Origin of the sequence: Methylocella sp. CPCC 101449, assembly GCF_031921685.1 — a bacterium.
GTDB lineage: Bacteria > Pseudomonadota > Alphaproteobacteria > Rhizobiales > Beijerinckiaceae > Terripilifer.
The window spans coordinates 540,302-557,556 of sequence record NZ_JAPDHU010000004.1; the positions used below are offsets into that span (position 1 = coordinate 540,302).

Annotated in this window: 17 protein-coding genes and 1 pseudogene; 14 read left to right on the forward strand and 4 right to left on the reverse strand. The window is 61.2% G+C overall.

Annotated elements, in window-relative coordinates; translation table 11 throughout:
- Nucleotides 1–3: 3 nt before the first annotated feature.
- From gnd to OIM99_RS27205, 4 genes are all read right to left on the reverse strand, one after another.
- A complete protein-coding gene (gnd, locus tag OIM99_RS27190) occupies nucleotides 4–999 on the reverse strand; it encodes a phosphogluconate dehydrogenase (NAD(+)-dependent, decarboxylating) (protein ID WP_311853656.1) in 996 nt (331 codons plus the stop codon).
- A 162-nt stretch (nucleotides 1,000–1,161) separates the two neighbouring features.
- Entirely contained in the window at nucleotides 1,162–2,223 is a 1,062-nt protein-coding gene (locus OIM99_RS27195; protein WP_311853657.1) for a CDP-6-deoxy-delta-3,4-glucoseen reductase, read from the reverse strand.
- 155 nt (nucleotides 2,224–2,378) lie between these two features.
- A complete protein-coding gene (locus tag OIM99_RS27200) occupies nucleotides 2,379–3,638 on the reverse strand; it encodes an amino acid ABC transporter substrate-binding protein (protein ID WP_311853658.1) in 1,260 nt (419 codons plus the stop codon).
- A gap of 51 nt (nucleotides 3,639–3,689) precedes the next feature.
- Entirely contained in the window at nucleotides 3,690–4,439 is a 750-nt protein-coding gene (locus OIM99_RS27205) for an FCD domain-containing protein (protein ID WP_311853659.1), read from the reverse strand.
- A gap of 160 nt (nucleotides 4,440–4,599) precedes the next feature.
- On the opposite strand from OIM99_RS27205, the gene OIM99_RS27210 reads away from it, so the two are divergent.
- The 14 genes and pseudogenes from OIM99_RS27210 to nuoG all read left to right on the forward strand — a co-directional run bounded on the left by OIM99_RS27210 (nucleotide 4,600) and on the right by nuoG (nucleotide 17,251).
- Nucleotides 4,600–5,469, forward strand: a complete 870-nt coding sequence (locus tag OIM99_RS27210) for a branched-chain amino acid ABC transporter permease (RefSeq protein ID WP_311853660.1) — start codon at nucleotides 4,600–4,602, stop codon at nucleotides 5,467–5,469.
- 1 nt (nucleotide 5,470) lies between these two features.
- Nucleotides 5,471–6,499 carry a branched-chain amino acid ABC transporter permease gene (locus OIM99_RS27215; protein ID WP_311853661.1) on the forward strand — a complete coding sequence of 343 codons (1,029 nt, stop codon included), beginning with the start codon at nucleotides 5,471–5,473 and terminating at the stop codon, nucleotides 6,497–6,499.
- A complete protein-coding gene (locus tag OIM99_RS27220; RefSeq protein WP_311853662.1) occupies nucleotides 6,499–7,215 on the forward strand; it encodes an ABC transporter ATP-binding protein in 717 nt (238 codons plus the stop codon). Before OIM99_RS27215 ends, OIM99_RS27220 begins: the two co-directional genes overlap by 1 nt.
- Entirely contained in the window at nucleotides 7,205–7,936 is a 732-nt protein-coding gene (locus tag OIM99_RS27225) for an ABC transporter ATP-binding protein (RefSeq protein WP_311853663.1), read from the forward strand. The genes OIM99_RS27220 and OIM99_RS27225 overlap by 11 nt, the downstream gene beginning before the upstream one ends.
- 11 nt (nucleotides 7,937–7,947) lie before the next feature.
- The gene (locus OIM99_RS27230; RefSeq protein ID WP_311853664.1) at nucleotides 7,948–8,874 is read left to right on the forward strand and encodes an ABC transporter substrate-binding protein; all 927 of its coding nucleotides are present in this window, start codon (nucleotides 7,948–7,950) and stop codon (nucleotides 8,872–8,874) included.
- A gap of 92 nt (nucleotides 8,875–8,966) precedes the next feature.
- Nucleotides 8,967–9,548 (forward strand): chromate transporter, encoded by a 582-nt coding sequence (locus OIM99_RS27235; protein WP_311853665.1) that lies wholly within the window; start codon nucleotides 8,967–8,969, stop codon nucleotides 9,546–9,548.
- Entirely contained in the window at nucleotides 9,545–10,093 is a 549-nt protein-coding gene (locus OIM99_RS27240) for a chromate transporter (RefSeq protein WP_311853666.1), read from the forward strand. The genes OIM99_RS27235 and OIM99_RS27240 overlap by 4 nt, the downstream gene beginning before the upstream one ends.
- Nucleotides 10,094–10,269: 176 nt before the next feature.
- Nucleotides 10,270–10,635 carry an NADH-quinone oxidoreductase subunit A gene (locus OIM99_RS27245; protein WP_311853667.1) on the forward strand — a complete coding sequence of 122 codons (366 nt, stop codon included), beginning with the start codon at nucleotides 10,270–10,272 and terminating at the stop codon, nucleotides 10,633–10,635.
- A complete protein-coding gene (locus tag OIM99_RS27250) occupies nucleotides 10,635–11,204 on the forward strand; it encodes a NuoB/complex I 20 kDa subunit family protein (protein WP_409371575.1) in 570 nt (189 codons plus the stop codon). The genes OIM99_RS27245 and OIM99_RS27250 overlap by 1 nt, the downstream gene beginning before the upstream one ends.
- Nucleotides 11,205–11,243: 39 nt before the next feature.
- Nucleotides 11,244–11,849 (forward strand): NADH-quinone oxidoreductase subunit C, encoded by a 606-nt coding sequence (locus OIM99_RS27255; protein WP_311853669.1) that lies wholly within the window; start codon nucleotides 11,244–11,246, stop codon nucleotides 11,847–11,849.
- A 23-nt stretch (nucleotides 11,850–11,872) separates the two neighbouring features.
- Nucleotides 11,873–13,081 carry an NADH-quinone oxidoreductase subunit D gene (locus OIM99_RS27260; RefSeq protein ID WP_311853750.1) on the forward strand — a complete coding sequence of 403 codons (1,209 nt, stop codon included), beginning with the start codon at nucleotides 11,873–11,875 and terminating at the stop codon, nucleotides 13,079–13,081.
- Between the two features lie 16 nt (nucleotides 13,082–13,097).
- Nucleotides 13,098–13,811, forward strand: a pseudogene (gene nuoE / locus OIM99_RS27265) (NADH-quinone oxidoreductase subunit NuoE); the annotation flags it as partial.
- A 21-nt stretch (nucleotides 13,812–13,832) separates the two neighbouring features.
- Entirely contained in the window at nucleotides 13,833–15,134 is a 1,302-nt protein-coding gene (gene nuoF, locus OIM99_RS27270) for an NADH-quinone oxidoreductase subunit NuoF (protein ID WP_311853670.1), read from the forward strand.
- 68 nt (nucleotides 15,135–15,202) lie between these two features.
- On the forward strand, nucleotides 15,203–17,251 hold the full coding sequence (gene nuoG / locus OIM99_RS27275) for an NADH-quinone oxidoreductase subunit NuoG (RefSeq protein WP_311853671.1): 2,049 nt from the start codon (nucleotides 15,203–15,205) through the stop codon (nucleotides 17,249–17,251).
- Nucleotides 17,252–17,255: the final 4 nt, after the last annotated feature.

Genomic DNA, 17,255 nt, shown 5'->3' on the forward strand with positions numbered 1-17,255 from the left:
CCTTCAGCCTTCCTTCTTGCCGGCTGGTTTCGTCTCCACATGTCCGCCGAAGCCGAGACGCATGGCGGAGAGCAGTTTGTCGGCATAGGATTTGTGTCGCGAGCGGAAGCGCGCGAACAGAGAAGCAGACAGCACGTTGGCGGGCGTGGCCTGTTCGATGGCCGTCTCGATGGTCCATCGTCCCTCGCCGGAATCGGCCACTTCGCCGCTGAAGCTCTTAAGGTCCGGATCGCGGATCAGAGCGGTGGCGCTCAGATCGAGCAGCCAGGATGTGACGACACTGCCGCGACGCCACACTTCGGCGATGTCGGGCAGATTTAGGTCGTAGCGCTCGCCCTCCGGAATATCCGACGAGGCGCGGCCGCGCAGGATGTCGAACCCTTCAGCATAGGCCTGCATCAGACCATATTCGATACCGTTGTGAATCATCTTGACGAAATGGCCGGCGCCCGTCGGTCCCGCATGGATATAGCCTTGTTCGGCCTGGCTCGGTTCACCCTCGCGGCCAGGCGTGCGTGGAATATCGCCAAGGCCGGGCGCCAACGCACGAAAGATCGGATCGAGATGGGTGACGGCGTCTTTCGGTCCGCCGATCATCAGGCAATAACCGCGCTCGGCGCCCCAGATCCCACCGGATGTGCCGCAGTCGACATAACGGATCTGCTTGGGCGCCAGCTCGTTGGCCCGGCGGATATCATCCTTGAAATGGGTATTGCCGCCGTCGATGAGAATGTCGCCAGGGGACAGCAGTTCGGCTAATGTCGTGATCGCTGCATCGGTGATGCGTCCCGCTGGCAACATCAGCCAGATGACGCGCGGCGATTGATCGAAGGCTTTGACCAGTTCGGCGAGTGAAGCAGCGCCCGCGGCACCTTCACCCCGCGCGGTCGTCACCGCACCGGCATTCACGTCGAAAGCAAGACATTGGTGGCCGGCCTTCATCAGCCGGCGCGTGATATTGAGGCCCATTCGGCCCAGACCGACGACGCCTATCTGCATCGAGAACGACTCCAGGATTGAAGGATTCAGGCAAGATAGCCGACACTATCGGCCTAATCGCGTCGCAACTATGACTTTCACGCATATTCGCTTTGGTTTTTGACAAGCGCAATGAATAAGGGCCGGCATAGGCCGGCCCTTATGGTGGGAGTGCGAAGTGAGTCAGGCGGTTGCGGCGTTGGCCTGGGGATTGTTGAGATCGGCCTGGCTCAAAAAGGCGTCGGCGAAGAAACTGTCTTCCGCCAATCCGCAATCCTGGATGAAATTGCGGCGCGCCGCCTCCACCATCACAGGAGCGCCGCAGGCATAGACTTCGATATCCTGCATCGACGGGAAGTCTTGCATCACCGCGCGGTGCACGAAGCCGGTGCGGCCGCTCCAGGCGCAGGCCGGCGTCGCTTCCGAGAGCACTGGGATGAAATGGAAGCCCGGGAATTCCTTGGTCCAGCTCTCCGCCAAGTCGGCGTGATAGAGATCTTGGCGCGTGCGCCCGCCCCAGTATAGATGGATCGGTCGCTTGCTGTGGATGTTGCGACCGAACGCCTGTTCGGCCATGGCCTTGATGGCGGAAAAGCCCGTACCGCTGGCCAGGAAGACGATCGGCTTAGTCGAATCTTCGCGCAGTGCAAAGGTTCCCAATGGCCCCTCGAAGCGCATCAATTCGCGCTCTTTCAGTTTGGGCAGCATGCCGTCGGTGAAAAGCCCGCCTTGCATGCGGCGAATATGCAGCTCAAGGGCGGTGACGCCGTCGACATTCGGTTTGGTGGCGATGGAATAACAGCGGCGCACATCACCCGGCAGGATGAGTTCGATATGCTGGCCGGCAACGAACATCATGTTTTCGTTCATCGGCAAGCGCAGATGCACGATAGTGACATCGGGTGCTGCTTGTTCGAGCCGTGAAATGCGGCATGGCACCTTGCGCACCTTGACGCCGGCAAGCCCTTCGAGTTCGCGGATCTCGACCGTGACATCCGACAAGGCACTGGCTTGACACAAATGCGCATAACCGGCTGCGCGATCGGCTTCGTTCAAATAAGCGGGATGAACTTCACCAAGATCGACCTGGCCTTCGACGATCTTGCCGCGACAGGTGCTGCACACGCCCTGGCGGCAGCTAAAAGGAATGGCGAACCCCGCCGCCTGGCCGGCACGCAAGATCGATTCACCGGGCTCGACTTCGAACGTATGGCCGCTGGGCTGCAATGTGACCGTGTGTTTCATGGCGGATGGCTCGCTCCCTAGAGTCTCTCACCGCTTCATTGAAATGGTGAGAGACTTCAGACTCTTGTCTCGACGCGTTTTCTTCACGCGAACAGGTATCCACCCGCTCGAAAACGCTTTAGGCGACGCGGGCCTGAGCCCGCGTCGCTCGACCCTTACTGCTTCTGATACGGATAGATGATATCAGCAGATTTGTGCTCCGGCGGCCAGACGATCGTCCAATTGGCGAGATTATTGAGCTGATCGAGCGAATTGCCGGTGAGATTGCGCCATTGCGTCATAATGGAGCGCGGTTTCGCCCATTCGCCATTCTTGCCGAAACGGAACTCGCCGACGACGGTCGAAAAGCTGTTGTTGCGCATGTAGTCGGCGATCTTGGCGTGATCGAGGGATTTCGTGCCTTCGACTGCCTGGGCCAACACCTGGCCGGCCGCATAGCCGAAGGGCACGAAGCCATAGCCGAACGGGTCGATACCCTGGCCCTTGGCGCGCTTCTGATATTCCTTCAGCAATGCATCGACGCCGGGGAAGTTGAAGCTCGGTGCCGGGATGAACATTTCCGCATTGTTGACGTAGCCGTTCATCAGCGGCCCCATCTGCATTTTGAGCGGTGTCGCCAACAGGCCGATCATCGCACCGCCCATCATTTTCGCCGACAGCCCGGCTTCCGCCGCAGCGCGCACGAACAGCACCGTGTCGGTCGGGTAGGAGGCCACATAGACGATGTCGGGATTGAGCGCCTTGATGGCGCGCACGACGGGCGTCAGATCCGCGGTGGTCGGCGGATAGCGTTGGTCATAGACAATCTTGAGGCCAGCCGCCTTGGCATTGGTGCGGGCGCCGTCGGTGGAGTTCTTGCCGAATTCGGCATCCGCGCCGACGATGGCGATGGTCTGCGGCTTGGGATTTTGCGCCATGGCCACTTCGAAGAAGCCGCGCGAGAATTCGCGGATTGGATTCTCGCCGAGCGAAATCATCGAGAAATAGTTTTTGTATTGAACTTCGTGATTGGCGGCGGTGCCGAGAATGCCGATGGTCGTCAGATTACGCTGCGCCAAAACGGGTAGGGCAGCTGTGATCTGATTGGTGCCATATGGACCAAGCAAAAGATCGACCTTATCGACGTTGATCAGCTTGGTGTAGATCGGCGCTTCGTTCGGCGGCGAGGTCTGATCGTCGTAATAGACCAGTTCCACCTGGCGTCCGAGCAAGCCGCCCTTGGCATTGATGTCGTCACGCCAGATTTCCAGCGCCACCAGGAGTTGTTTGCCGTTGGGGCCGTTGGCGCCGGTCAGGGCGATGCTGAAGCCGACTTTGATCGGGTCGGCGGCCATGGCTGTCGTCGCGACGGCTGCGAAAGCAGCGGCTGCGACCAGTGTTCTGGCCATGCGCCGGGCATATGCAATGCCTTGCACTATCATGTCCTCTCCCTCCTCTATGCAGTGCCTCGTCGGACACTGATCTCTTCAGCTCTTCGTTGGACTACTCCCTATTGGCTCGGCAAAGCGAAAGCCATGCGTCAGCGCGGCGTCCACGGCCTGAGCCGTCTTCTCGTAATGCTCGGTCAAAGCCGCGACGGCGCGCTCGGCATCGCGCGCCATCACCGCATCGAAAATCGTCTGATGTTCGGCCTGAATGTCGCGCACCAAGGTGTCTTCCGGCGTGATGCTGGTACGCACGATGCGATGGCGTTCGGCCTGGTCGAACAAGAGGCCGGCGAATTCGAGCTGCCAGCGTGAACCGCAGGCCGAAATCAGCGTCATGTGAAATTCGCGATGGAAATATTGCCAGCTCGCGCCGTCGTCGGCGGGGGAGGGCAGCGAGTGGCGTGCCAGCCCGTGGAAGGCGGCAACGACGGCCATCTCCCAATGAACGTCGCCTTTCTCGATCGATTGGCGCAGCGCCTCGCGCTCGATCACCAGCCGCGTCGCGGCCGTGTCGAGAACGTCTGCATTGGTGAGGCTGGCGACCCGGAACCCCTTTTGGCCGACGGAGGTGACGAGACGTTCGCTGGCCAGGCGTGTCAGCGCCTCGCGCAGCGGACTGATGCCGATGTCATAGCGTTTGCGCAATTCATCGAACCGCAGCGGCAGATCCGGCGGCAGGCGGCCCCACTGAATGTCGTCGCGGATCATCCAATAGGCCTGTTCGGCCACCGTGCGCGGTGTCGGGCGTCGATAATCGCCAATCGCCTCCGTGCCCAGCGCGCGCTTCATGTCCCCAGTCCTTCAACGAACGGCGCTTGACGCCTGCCCGAATTCAAATATCTTAAATCCAGATTTTGGAAATTAAAAGATTAATTCCAAAGCTTAACGATTCCGGAGGGAGGCATCGCGGTTTCCGCGATGGTCCGGCGCAGGGGAGGGCGATCGGCACATGAGCGTCGAATTCCTGGTCAATGCCCTGGCTGCGGGCCTGTTGATTGGCTGTTTCTACGCGGCGGTGACGATCGGGATTTCGATCTCTTTCGGCTTTCTCGACATTGCTAATATCTCGCACCCGGCCTTTGTCATTGCCGGATCCTATGCCGCTTACCTGCTGAACCAGGGCGCTGGGATCGATCCGCTGCTCAGCGGCCTGTTGCTGACGATCCCGTTCTTCCTGCTCGGCTGCCTGTTCTACGACATCTATTTCCACGCCTTCGAACAGCATGGACGTGAAGGTTTGAGCGGCCTCGCCTTCTTCTTCGGTCTGATGTTCATCATCGAAGTGGTGCTGATCATGATCTTCGGCGTCGACTTCCGTTATGTTGAAGCCGGCTATCTCAATTCGACATGGCGCCTGGGCTTTCTCGATCTGCCGTTACGGCTTCTGATCCCAAGTCTCGTCGCCGTTCTGCTTTTCGTCGCGCTACAGCTCTTCCTGTCGACGACGTTTCAGGGCCGCGCCATCATCGCCGTCTCGCAGGATCCGTCCGCCTTGTCGCTGCTGAGCATCCGGCCGCGCCGGATCAAGCGGCTGGCATTCGGTCTGTCGGTCGCGAGTGCCGGGCTCGCGGGCGCCTTGCTCATCATGATCCAGCCCGTCGAGCCGTCGATCGGGCGCGAATATATTGGTCGTGTCTTCGCCATCTGCGTGCTCGGCGGTATGGGCAGTCTACCGGGCACGTTGATCGCGGCTTTGCTGCTCGGCGTCATCGAAAGCCTGACATCCTCCTATTATGGTCCTGCTTGGGCGCCGGCGGTTTCTTTTACTTTCCTGCTGGCGACGCTGACGCTGCGCCCGCGCGGCCTGTTGGGGCGCTGATATGCGGATGCCGCTCTTCTCGCTTCTGGCGCTAATCGTTGCCGCCGCGCTGTTCGCGGCCTTTCTAGCCATTGGCAATGAATATCTGTTCTTCGCCGGTTATGTCGTCGTGCAATATGTGGTCATCGCCACCGCCTGGAATATTTTGGGCGGCTATTGCGGCTATGTGAATTTCGGCACCGGCGCTTTTTTTGCCGTCGGTGCCTATGCAACCGTGGCGCTGCATAAATTGCCGAACTATAGTGAGAACAATTTTCCGCCCGTCGTGGCGGAGATGATCGCGGCGATTTTTCCGCTGCCCATTCCCATATTGATCCTCGTTGGCGGTCTGCTGTCGGGCATTATCGGTCTGTTGATGGGCTATCTGACCCTGCGTCTGCGTGGCGTTTTCTTCGCCATCGCCACTTTGGCGCTGGCGGTGGTGTTGCAGACCCTGGTGGTCAATTGGGATTATGTCGGCGGCTCGCGCGGCGCCACCATTTTGCGGCCGCAAACGACTAGCCTCTTCGGTATGGACTACATCCATTATCTCTTTGGCCTCATGCTGTTGCTGGCGGCGATCGGCATCATCATCGCGCGCGGTATTGAACGCTCCACTTTCGGCTATGGACTGGCGAGCATTCGCGACGATGAACTGGCGGCGGAAGCCGCCGGCGTGCCGACCTTGCGTCTCAAACTGGCTTGCACGGCAATCAGCGGCGCCTTGATGGGCATGGCTGGCGCGCCGTTCCCCTATTATGTCGGCTATGTCGAGCCCAATTCGACCTTCAGCCTGATATACGCGGTCAATGCCATCGCTATGCCGATGGTCGGTGGCACTGCCGGTTGGCTGGGGCCGCTGCTCGGCAGCCTGACGCTTGGCACGCTGCAGCAGATCGCGTCGGTGACCATCTCGTCGGAAGCAAGCCTGCTGTTGATCGGCGTGATCCTCGTCGCCTTCGTCGTGCTGGCGCCACGCGGCATGCTGGGTTGGTTCGATCGCTTGCGCCCACGGCGCAGGGGCATGGTGGCCGCCGGAGGAGGGCACTGATGACTGCCTTTCTCGAAATCGACGCCATCACCAAAAAATTTGGCGGCTTCACGGCGCTCGACAACATCACCATTTCGGTCGGCCGAGGCGAGCGCGTCGGCCTGATCGGTCCCAATGGCTCGGGCAAGAGCACGGTGGTCAATTGCCTGAGCGGTGTCTTCACGCCGGAACTGGGCGCGATCCGTTTTCGCGATCAAGATCTGCGGGGATTGCGGGCCTTCGAGCGCACGCGCCTCGGCATCGCCCGCAGCTTCCAACTGCCAAAACCATTTCGCTCGCTGACCGTGGCCGAAAATGTCCGCGTGCCGCTGCTCTATGCGGGGCGCGGCCGATCCAAGGCGATCGACGAGCGGTGCTACGATCTTCTGACGCGCGTGGCGCTGCACGACAAAGCCGACTGGCTGCCCGGGGCGCTGACGCAGGTGGAATTGCGCAAGCTCGAACTCATTCGCGCCGTGGCGACGGAACCCGAGCTCTTGCTGGCGGACGAAGCCATGGCGGGCCTGTCCGGCTCCGAGGTCGCCGAGATCGTCGCCTTCCTGCGTCAGCTCAGCGACGATGGTGTGACGATCATCATGATCGAACACATCATGTCGGCGGTGATGAGCTTTTCCAATCGCCTGGTGGTCCTCGTCTCCGGCAAGAAAGTGGCCGATGGCGATCCGCAGATGGTGGTGAAGGATCCGATTGTAGAGAGTGCCTACCTTGGACAATAGGATCGCCATTCGAAATCTTTTCGCAGGATACGGCTCGGTCCGTGTCCTGGAGGACGTATCGCTCGATGTTGCCTCGGGGCAGACGGCGGTGCTGCTTGGCGTCAATGGCAATGGCAAGAGCACCCTCATCAAATGCATCATGGGCATGTGCAAGCCGAGCGCCGGTGCGATCGAAGCCCATATCGACGGCCAGCCGCATGACCTTTTGAAACTGACGACGGAGGAGATCGTCGATCTCGGCATTGGTCTCGTGCCGGAAGGCCGCCGGCTGTTTCCGAAGCTGACAGTCGAAGAAAATCTGCTGCTCGGCGCCTATCGTCCTGCCGCCCGCGTCAAGCGTCTCGCCAATCTCGATTTTGTCTTCGAGACTTTTCCGCGCCTGGCTGAGCGGCGCCGTCAGCCGGTTGCCTTGATGAGCGGTGGCGAGCAACAGATGGTGGCGCTCGGCCGCGCTTTGATGCTGGAGCCGAAAATCCTCATCGTCGATGAACCCTCGGTGGGATTGGCGCCGATCTTCGTCGCGCGCACCATCGATGTGATCGATCAGCTCAAACGCGTGAAGAATCTCACCGTCTTGATGGCGGAACAAAACTTCAATCAGGCGATCCGTGTTGCCGATACCGGCTATGTCATCGTCCACGGTCAGATCGCCTTTACCGGGCGCAGCCGTGACGAACTCAACAACAGCGAATTGATCCGCCGGCTTTACCTCGGCGCATAAAGGAACCTGTCATGGCCGACGTGATTGATGTCATCGCCTTTCCAGGCGGGTTCAACCTGCCGATCTGGGCGGCGATCGACAACGGCAACTTTGCCAAGCGCGATCTCTATGTGCGTCTGCATTACACGGCCAGTTCGGTGGAGCAGGTGACGGCTCTGGTCGCCGGCAAATGCCAGATCGGCCTGACCGGCTTCGACAATATCGTCGCCTATCAGGAGGGGCAGGGCGAGGCGCAACTCGATCGGGCGCCAGATCTCTTCGCCTTCATGGGGGGCGACAATGCATTCCTGAGTCTGGTGACAACGGGCGACATCGCCTCCTATGCCGATCTCAAAGGCAGCAAGATCGCGGTCGACGCGATGACCACGGGCTTTGCTTTCGTCCTGCGCGAAATGCTCGAGCGCAACGGCATTGCCGCCTCCGACGTGACCTTCGAGCGCGCCGGTGGCGTGGTGGAGCGTTTCCAGGGACTGAAGGAAGGCCGTTTCGCCGCGACCCTGGTGCTGACACCCTTCGATCTGATGGCGCAAGCCGCCGGCTGCCGCGTCCTGCAAAGCGCCGCTTCGCTGATTCCCCACTATCAGGGCGTGGTCGGCTGCGCCGGCCGGGCCTGGGCCAGCGCGCATCGCACCGAGCTTGAGCTGTTCATCGCGGGCTATCGGGAGGCCCTGGATTGGTTGTTTGGCGAAGGTGGCATGCAAGGCGCGCATGGCTTGTTACAATCGCGCCTGCCGCAAATGCCCGCAGCCATTGCTGCTGCGACCTGCGGCAAGCTTCTGGCTGATGATGGCGGCTTTGAGCGCTGTGCCAAGCTCGATCCGCAAGGCATGGATATGGTGCTGAGATTGCGCAGCAAATTCGCCATGCCGCCGAAGCAGATCAGTGATCACGGCAAGTTTATCGACGAAAGCTACTACCGGAACGCTGTATCCGCCTGACGCGAATGGGCGTTAACCGGCGGGCGGAGTGGGATTCGACTTCCCGCGAATCTGGGCTAGAGGAAGCGCACCCGCCGAACTGGATTCCTCCCGTGCAGCCCGATCAGCCCCCGTCCGACCGCATCATTCCTCTGGGGGAATTGTTCGTCGGCTTCATGCTCATCGGTCTTTTGGGCTTCGGCGGCATCGCCGCCAGCGCCAATTATGTGATCGTCGAGCGTAACCGCTGGATGACCCAGAAAGAATTCGTGGAATTGTTCGGCATTTCCTCGATTCTGCCCGGCGGCAATATTCTCAATGCCTCGGTGATGGTCGGCGACCGTCACCACGGCATTCTGGGCTCAGCGGTGTGCTTGTTTTCGCTGCTGTTGATGCCGCTGATCATTCTTCTCATAATTGCAACGACTTACGATCATTTCTCTTACCTGCCCGACGTGCAGGCGGCGATCGCCGGCGGCGCCTCAGCAGTGGCCGGCCTGATCATTGGCACGGGCCTGAAAATGGCGCGTTCCGTCGATCGCACCGTGGCGGCGGCGATCTTCGGTCTGGCTACGTTCCTGGCCATCGGCATTTTCCGTCTGCCCCTGGCGAGCGTGGTGCTCACCATCGTGCCGCTATCGGTGGCGACGGCGCTTTATATGCTGCGCCGGAACCAGTCAGGGAGGCGGCCATGAGCGCGGGGCTCGTCTGGCAGGTTGCTTTCACCTTCGTCAGTGTCGCCTTTCTGTCGATTGGCGGCGGCAGCACCCTGATTCCCGAGTTTCACCGCCAGATCGTCGAAGTGCATGGTTGGCTCAGCAATGCCGATTTCGCCCATGTGGTCACTTTGGCGCAGATCGCGCCCGGGCCGAACATGCTGGTTGTCAGCCTTCTGGGGCTGAAAATCGCTGGAATCAGTGGGCTTTTAGCCTCCACGGTGGCCATTGTCGGGCCGCCCAGCGTCCTGGCCCTGTTCGTTGGCCGCATGGCCGAGCGGCTGCGTGAGACCCAGTGGCTGGGGGCCGTCAAACGGGCGCTGGCGCCCTGTGTCGTCGGTTTGACACTCGCGTCGGGTCTCATCACGGCCCAAGTGGCGGACCATGATTGGGTGGGTATTTTGATCACCGCCGCAGCGGCCATGTTCATGTTTTTCCTGAAGCGTAATCCTTTGTGGGTCATCGCCGGCGGCGCCCTGGCCGGAATTGCCGCTCATCGCCTGGGAGTCATGTCCATTGTCTGATGGAAATCCAGCGGGTTGCGCACCGATTTGCCGCTGTTTGGATGTCATGTTCATCTTGCGCCGCAACGAAGGCTGGGATAGTCCTCCGCCCGTATTACCGGTGAGGCGTGCGTGGGGCCGCACGTCGGGCGATGCGGCAAGCGTCGCGCCGGCCCCTGGCGCCCCTGGACAGACCGATGTCTGAACTGATCAACGCCTATCTACCCTTGGTCGTTTTCATCGCCGTCGCGGCCGTGATCGCCGGTGCGCTGCTGATCGCGCCGTTCCTGGTGGCCTATAAGTCGCCGGACCCGGAAAAGCTGTCGGCTTACGAATGCGGGTTCAACGCCTTCGACGACGCCCGCATGAAATTCGACGTCCGTTTCTATCTCGTCTCGCTGCTGTTCATCGTCTTCGATCTGGAAGTCGCCTTCCTGTTTCCCTGGGCGGTCGCCTTCAAGGAAGTCGGCGTATTCGGCTTCTGGTCGATGATGATCTTCTTGGGCGTCCTGACGATCGGCTTCGTCTACGAATGGACCAAGGGCGCGTTGGAGTGGGATTAATGGCCAACCAGACCCTCGTTGCACAAAGCCCTAAGGGCATCATCGACCCCGCGACCGGCCAGCCCGTCGGCTCGCGCGATCCGTTCTTCACTGAAATCAACGATCAGCTCGCCGATAAGGGCTTCATCGTCACGGCGAGCGATGACCTCATCCAATGGGCCCGCACCGGCTCGTTGATGTGGATGACTTTTGGCCTGGCCTGCTGCGCCGTCGAGATGATGCAGGTGTCGATGCCGCGCTATGACGTCGAGCGCTTCGGCTTTGCGCCCCGCGCCAGCCCGCGTCAGTCCGACGTGATGATCGTGGCCGGTACGCTGACCAACAAAATGGCCCCAGCGCTGCGCAAGGTCTACGACCAGATGCCGGAGCCGCGTTACGTTATCTCTATGGGATCGTGCGCAAACGGCGGCGGCTATTATCATTATTCTTATTCAGTTGTGCGCGGCTGCGACCGTGTGGTGCCGGTGGACATCTATGTTCCCGGCTGCCCGCCCTCGGCCGAGGCACTGCTCTATGGCGTGCTGCTTCTGCAAAAGAAGATCCGGCGCGTCGGAACGATTGAACGCTGAGGCTGCGCCTGCCCCTGCGGGCGTAAACCGGAGCTGGTTATGGACGATGGTTTGAAATCTCTCGGCGACAGCATCGCCGCCGCGCTGCCTGGCGCCGTCGAGCATGTCTCGGTCGATTTCGGTGAGTTGAACGTGGTTGCCAATGCGGCGCGGATTCTCGATGTCTTGAAACATCTGCGTGATGCGCCCGACTGCCTGTTCGTCAATCTGATCGACATCACCGGCGTCGACTATCCGCAGCGCGAGAAGCGTTTCGATGTCGTCTATCACGCACTGTCGCCGCGCCATAACAAGCGCATCCGCGTCAAGGCCGCCGTCGGCGAGGACGAAACGATCGCCTCCGCCATTCCGGTCTGGCCGTCGGCCAACTGGTTCGAGCGCGAAGCCTACGACATGTTCGGCATTCTCTTTGCCGATCATCCGGATCTGCGCCGCCTGTTGACCGACTATGGTTTCGACGGTCATCCGCTGCGCAAGGATTTTCCGATGACCGGCTATGTCGAGGTTCGCTACGACGATGCGCAGAAGCGCGTGGTCAACGAGCCGGTCAAACTGACCCAGGAATTCCGCCAGTTTGACTTCCTGTCGCCTTGGGAAGGCCAGCCGGACTATGTGCTGCCCGGCGACGAAAAGGCGAAGGGATGAGCGGCGCCATGAGCGATCAGACTATGAACGATCAGGTGACGGCGAACGACCCGGCCGTCCGCAACTTCTCCATCAACTTCGGTCCGCAGCATCCAGCCGCCCACGGCGTGCTGCGCCTCGTGCTGGAGCTCGACGGCGAAATCGTCGAGCGTGTCGATCCGCATATCGGCCTGCTGCATCGCGGCACCGAAAAGCTGATGGAAGCGCGCACCTATCTGCAGAACGTGCCTTACTTCGATCGGCTCGACTATGTCGCGCCGATGAACCAGGAGCACGCCTTCTGTCTGGCGATCGAGAAGTTGCTCGGCATCGAAGTGCCGTATCGTGCACAGCTCATCCGCGTGCTCTTCAGCGAAATCGGCCGTCTGCTCTCGCATCTGCTTAATCTGACGACCCAGGCGATGGACGTCGGCGCGCTCACCCCGCCGCTGTGGGGCTTCGAAGAGCGCGAGAAGCTGATGGTGTTCTATGAGCGCGCATCCGGCGCGCGCATGCACGCCAATTACTTCCGTCCGGGCGGCATTGCCCGCGATTGCCCGCCGGAATTGATCGAGGATATCGGCAAATTCTGCGATCCGTTCCTGAAGGTCTGCGACGACCTGACGGCGCTCTTCCTCGACAACCGCATCTTCAAGCAGCGCAACGTCGACATCGGCGTCGTCACTCTGGAAGAGTGCTGGAAGTGGGGTTTCTCCGGCGTGATGGTGCGCGGCTCGGGCGCGCCGTGGGATCTGCGCAAGTCGCAGCCCTATGAATGCTACGAGGAGATGGAATTCGACATTCCCATCGGGCGCAACGGCGACAACTACGATCGCCAGGTCATCCGCATGGAAGAGATGCGCCAGTCGGTCCGCATCATGAAGCAATGCGTCGAGCGGCTGATGAGCCCGCAAGGGCAAGGGCCGATTGCGGCCGTCGATCACAAGATCGTCGCGCCGACGCGCCCCGAAATGAAGCGCTCGATGGAATCGCTGATCCATCATTTCAAGCTCTTCACCGAAGGCTTCCATGTGCCGGCCGGCGAAGTCTATGCCGCCGTCGAAGCCCCGAAGGGCGAATTCGGCGTCTATCTCGTCGCCGACGGCACCAACAAGCCTTACCGCTGCAAGATCCGCGCGCCGGGTTTTGCCCACCTGCAGGCGATGGACTTCATGTGCCGCAAGCACATGCTGGCCGACGTCAGCGCCATCCTTGGGTCTCTCGACATCGTGTTCGGGGAGGTGGACCGCTGATCGGTCCAGAAAAGCCATGACAGTCCGCCGTCTTGCAGAACAGCAACCCGACAGCTTCGAATTCACGCCGGAAAACCGCGCGTGGTGCGACGCTCAGATTTCCAAATACCCGCTTGGTCGCCAGGCTTCGGCCGTCATTCCGCTTTTGTGGAAGGCGCAGGCGCAGAACAATTACTGGCTGCCGCAGAAAGCGATCGAAAAGGTCGCTGACATGCTGGCCATGCCTTATATCCGCGTGCTCGAAATCGCCACCTTCTATTCGATGTTCAATCTCGAACCGGTCGGCCGTCATTTCGTTCAGCTCTGCGGCACGACGCCATGTGCCCTGCGCGGCGCCAACGACATCAAGGCTGTGCTTGAAAAGCGCATCGGCGAGCAACGTCACGTCTCCGCCGATGGCAAGTTCGCCTGGCTGGAAGTCGAATGCCTGGGTGCCTGCTGCAACGCGCCGATGGTGCAGATCAACGATGATTATTTCGAGGATCTGACGCCGGAATTGATGGAAAAGCTGCTCGACGATCTCGCCGCCGGCCGTCCGGTGAAGACCGGATCGCAGATCGGCCGTATCGGCTCCGAGCCGGAACCCGGCAAGAGCGACACGCTGACGGACGCGACATTGTATGACGGCTCGGTCGTCGGGAGCTGGAAGGCGCGTTTCGACGAAGCAAGAGCTGCCGAGAAGCTTGCTGCCGAAAAGGCTGCCGCCGAGAAAGCCGCCGCCGAAGTGGCGAACAAGAGTTGAAGGTGAACCATGCTCGCTGACAAGGATCGCATCTTCACCAATCTTTTCGGCTTCCATTCGCCCTCTCTGAAAGAGGCGCGGATGCGCGGCGCATGGGATGGCACCAAGACGCTCATCGATCAGGGCGCCGGCTGGATCATCAATGAGATGAAAGCCTCGGGCCTGCGTGGGCGTGGCGGCGCCGGCTTCCCGACCGGCCTGAAATGGTCGTTCATGCCCAAGCCCGATCCGATGCGGCCCTCCTATCTCGTCGTCAATGCCGACGAGTCGGAGCCTGGCACCTGCAAGGATCGCGAGATCATGCGCAACGATCCGCATCTGCTGATCGAGGGCTGCCTGATCGCCTCCTTCGCCATGGGCGCGCACGCCTGCTACATCTACATTCGCGGCGAATATATTGCCGAGCGCGAAGCGCTCCAGCGTGCCGTCGATGAGGCCTATGCGGCCAATCTGATTGGACCGAACAACGTTCACGGCTGGCCGTTCGACCTCTACGTCCATCACGGCGCCGGCGCTTATATCTGCGGCGAAGAAACCGCGCTGCTCGAAAGCCTCGAAGGCAAGAAGGGCATGCCGCGCATGAAGCCGCCGTTCCCGGCGAACATGGGTCTCTATGGCTGCCCGACGACGGTGAACAACGTCGAGTCGATCGCGGTTGCGCCGACCATTCTGCGCCGTGGCGCCAACTGGTTCCTCGGCTTCGGCCAGAAGAACAATGCCGGCACCAAGCTGTTCTGCGTCTCCGGCCACGTCAACAAGCCGTGTAACGTCGAAGAGGCGATGAGCATTCCGTTCCGCGAACTCATCGACAAGCATTGCGGCGGCATCCGTGGCGGCTGGGACAATCTCCTAGCGGTCATCCCCGGCGGCTCGTCGGTGCGGTGCGTGCCGGCCGATCAGATCATCGATTGCCCGATGGACTTCGACAGCCTGTCGAAGCTGCGCTCCGGCCTCGGCACCGCGGCGGTGATCGTGATGGACAAGTCGACCGACATCGTCCGTGCCATCGCCCGCATCTCCTATTTTTACAAGCACGAGAGCTGCGGCCAGTGCACGCCGTGCCGTGAAGGCACCGGCTGGATGTGGCGCGTCGTCAACCGCATGGCCGAAGGCCGCGCCCAGAAGCGCGAAATCGACATGCTGCTCGATGTGTCGAAACAGATCGAAGGCCATACCATCTGCGCGCTCGGCGACGCGGCGGCTTGGCCGATCCAGGGTCTCATCACCCATTTCCGGCATGAAATCGAAAAGCGCATCGACGATTATTCCGCCAATCCGCACAGCGACCCTGTGCGCATGGCCGCGGAATAAGAAACGGGTTTTGGCATTCGCACCGTGGATGACTGCGGCGTGAAACTTGAAAGAGACAGGAAGACACGATGACCAAGATCATCGTTGACGGTTCGGAAGTCGACGTCCCGGCGGAGTACACACTCCTGCAGGCGTGCGAAGCTGCGGGCGCGGAAGTGCCGCGTTTCTGCTTCCACGAACGTTTGTCGATCGCCGGCAACTGCCGCATGTGCCTGGTCGAGGTGAAGGGCGGTCCGCCCAAGCCTGCGGCCTCCTGCGCCATGGCGGTGCGCGATCTGCGCCCGGGCCCGAATGGCGAACCGCCGCAGGTTTTCACCAATACTCCGATGGTGAAGAAGGCGCGCGAAGGCGTGATGGAGTTCCTGCTCATCAACCATCCGCTCGACTGCCCGATCTGCGATCAGGGCGGCGAATGCGATTTGCAGGACCAGGCCATGGGTTTCGGCCTCGATTCCTCGCGCTATGCCGAAAACAAGCGCGCGGTCGAGGACAAATACATCGGTCCGCTGGTCAAGACCTCGATGAACCGCTGCATCCATTGCACGCGCTGCGTCCGCTTCACGGCGGAAGTGGCCGGCACCGGCGACATGGGCGCCATCGGCCGCGGCGAGGATATGGAGATCACCACCTATCTCGAAACGGCGATGACGTCCGAATTGCAAGGCAATGTCGCTGACCTCTGCCCGGTCGGCGCGCTGCTGCCCAAGCCGCAGAATTTCAAGGCGCGGCCGTGGGAAATGCAGAAGACGGAATCGGTCGACGTGATGGACGCGCTGGGTTCGGCGATCCGCGTCGATACGCGCGGCCGCGAGGTCATGCGCATTCTGCCGCGCGTCAATGACGCGGTGAACGAGGAATGGATTTCCGACAAGACGCGCCAGATCGTCGACGGTCTGCGCACCCAGCGTCTCGATCGCCCTTATCTGCGTGAGAACGGCAAGCTGCGTCCGGCAAGCTGGCAGGAAGCTTTCGCCGCGATCGCCACGAAAGTGAAAGCGACCAGCCCCGCGAAGATCGGCGCCATCGCCGGCGATCTTTCCGCCGTCGAGGAAATCTATGCGCTCAAAGCGCTGATGCAGAAGCTCGGCTCGAGCAATATCGACTGCCGCCAGGATGGCGCCAAGCTCGATCCGAAGTTCGGCCGCGGCTCCTATCTGTTCAATGCGACGGTTGCCGGCATCGAGGAAGCCGACTCGATCCTCATCGTCGGCGCCAACCCGCGCAAGGAAGCGCCGGTGCTCAACGCCCGCATCCGCAAGCGCTGGCTGCGGGGCGGTCTCAAGATCAGCGTCATCGGCGAGCGCGCCGATCTGACTTACGTCTACGACTATCAGGGCGCCGGTCCGGAATCCCTGGCCAATCTGGTCGAATATCCGCCGCAGGCTGGCGAGAGGCCGATGATCATCATCGGGCAGGGCGCCTTGGCGCGTCCTGATGGCGGGACCATCCTCGCCATGGCCGCAAAATATGCGCAGGCTGTTGGTGCGGTGAAGGACGGTTGGAACGGCTTCTGCGTGCTGCATACGGCGGCCGCGCGTGTCGGCGGTCTCGATCTCGGTTTCGTGCCTGGTGAGGGCGGTCTCGATGCAGCAACCATGGCTAATGGCGGCGTCGACGTGCTGTTCAACCTCGGTGCCGATGAAATCGACATCAAGCCGGGTGTGTTCGTGATCTATCAGGGGTCGCACGGCGATCGTGGCGCCCATCGCGCCGACGTCATCCTGCCGGGCGCGGCCTATACCGAAAAGTTCGGTACCTATGTGAACACGGAAGGCCGTGTGCAGATGGGCGCGCGCGCCGCATTCCCGCCGGGCGATGCCCGCGAGGACTGGGCGATACTGCGGGCACTGTCGGATGTGCTCGGCCAGCGCCTGCCGTTCGACTCGTTCGCGGCGCTCCGCAAGGCGCTCTACGGCGAATATCCGCATTTCGCCCGCATCGAGCAGATCGCGCCGGGCGCGACGTTGAACGTCACCGCGACGGGCAATGCTGGCAAAGAGGCCTTCGCCTCCACCATCGCGGATTTTTATATGACGAACCCGATCGCGCGCGCTTCCTCGGTCATGGCTGAATGTTCAGCCCTGGCACGCGGGCGCATGCAGCAGGCGGCGGAGTAGGGAT

Coding starts and splice junctions, on each gene's coding strand:
- gnd (WP_311853656.1), bottom strand. CDS start 999: ATGCAGATAGGCGTCGTCGGTCTGGGCCGAATGGGCCTCAATATCACG.
- OIM99_RS27195 (WP_311853657.1), bottom strand. CDS start 2,223: ATGAAACACACGGTCACATTGCAGCCCAGCGGCCATACGTTCGAAGTC.
- OIM99_RS27205 (WP_311853659.1), bottom strand. CDS start 4,439: ATGAAGCGCGCGCTGGGCACGGAGGCGATTGGCGATTATCGACGCCCG.
- OIM99_RS27210 (WP_311853660.1), top strand. CDS start 4,600: ATGAGCGTCGAATTCCTGGTCAATGCCCTGGCTGCGGGCCTGTTGATT.
- OIM99_RS27215 (WP_311853661.1), top strand. CDS start 5,471: ATGCGGATGCCGCTCTTCTCGCTTCTGGCGCTAATCGTTGCCGCCGCG.
- OIM99_RS27220 (WP_311853662.1), top strand. CDS start 6,499: ATGACTGCCTTTCTCGAAATCGACGCCATCACCAAAAAATTTGGCGGC.
- OIM99_RS27230 (WP_311853664.1), top strand. CDS start 7,948: ATGGCCGACGTGATTGATGTCATCGCCTTTCCAGGCGGGTTCAACCTG.
- OIM99_RS27240 (WP_311853666.1), top strand. CDS start 9,545: ATGAGCGCGGGGCTCGTCTGGCAGGTTGCTTTCACCTTCGTCAGTGTC.
- OIM99_RS27245 (WP_311853667.1), top strand. CDS start 10,270: ATGTCTGAACTGATCAACGCCTATCTACCCTTGGTCGTTTTCATCGCC.
- OIM99_RS27250 (WP_409371575.1), top strand. CDS start 10,635: ATGGCCAACCAGACCCTCGTTGCACAAAGCCCTAAGGGCATCATCGAC.
- OIM99_RS27255 (WP_311853669.1), top strand. CDS start 11,244: ATGGACGATGGTTTGAAATCTCTCGGCGACAGCATCGCCGCCGCGCTG.
- OIM99_RS27260 (WP_311853750.1), top strand. CDS start 11,873: ATGAACGATCAGGTGACGGCGAACGACCCGGCCGTCCGCAACTTCTCC.
- nuoF (WP_311853670.1), top strand. CDS start 13,833: ATGCTCGCTGACAAGGATCGCATCTTCACCAATCTTTTCGGCTTCCAT.
- nuoG (WP_311853671.1), top strand. CDS start 15,203: ATGACCAAGATCATCGTTGACGGTTCGGAAGTCGACGTCCCGGCGGAG.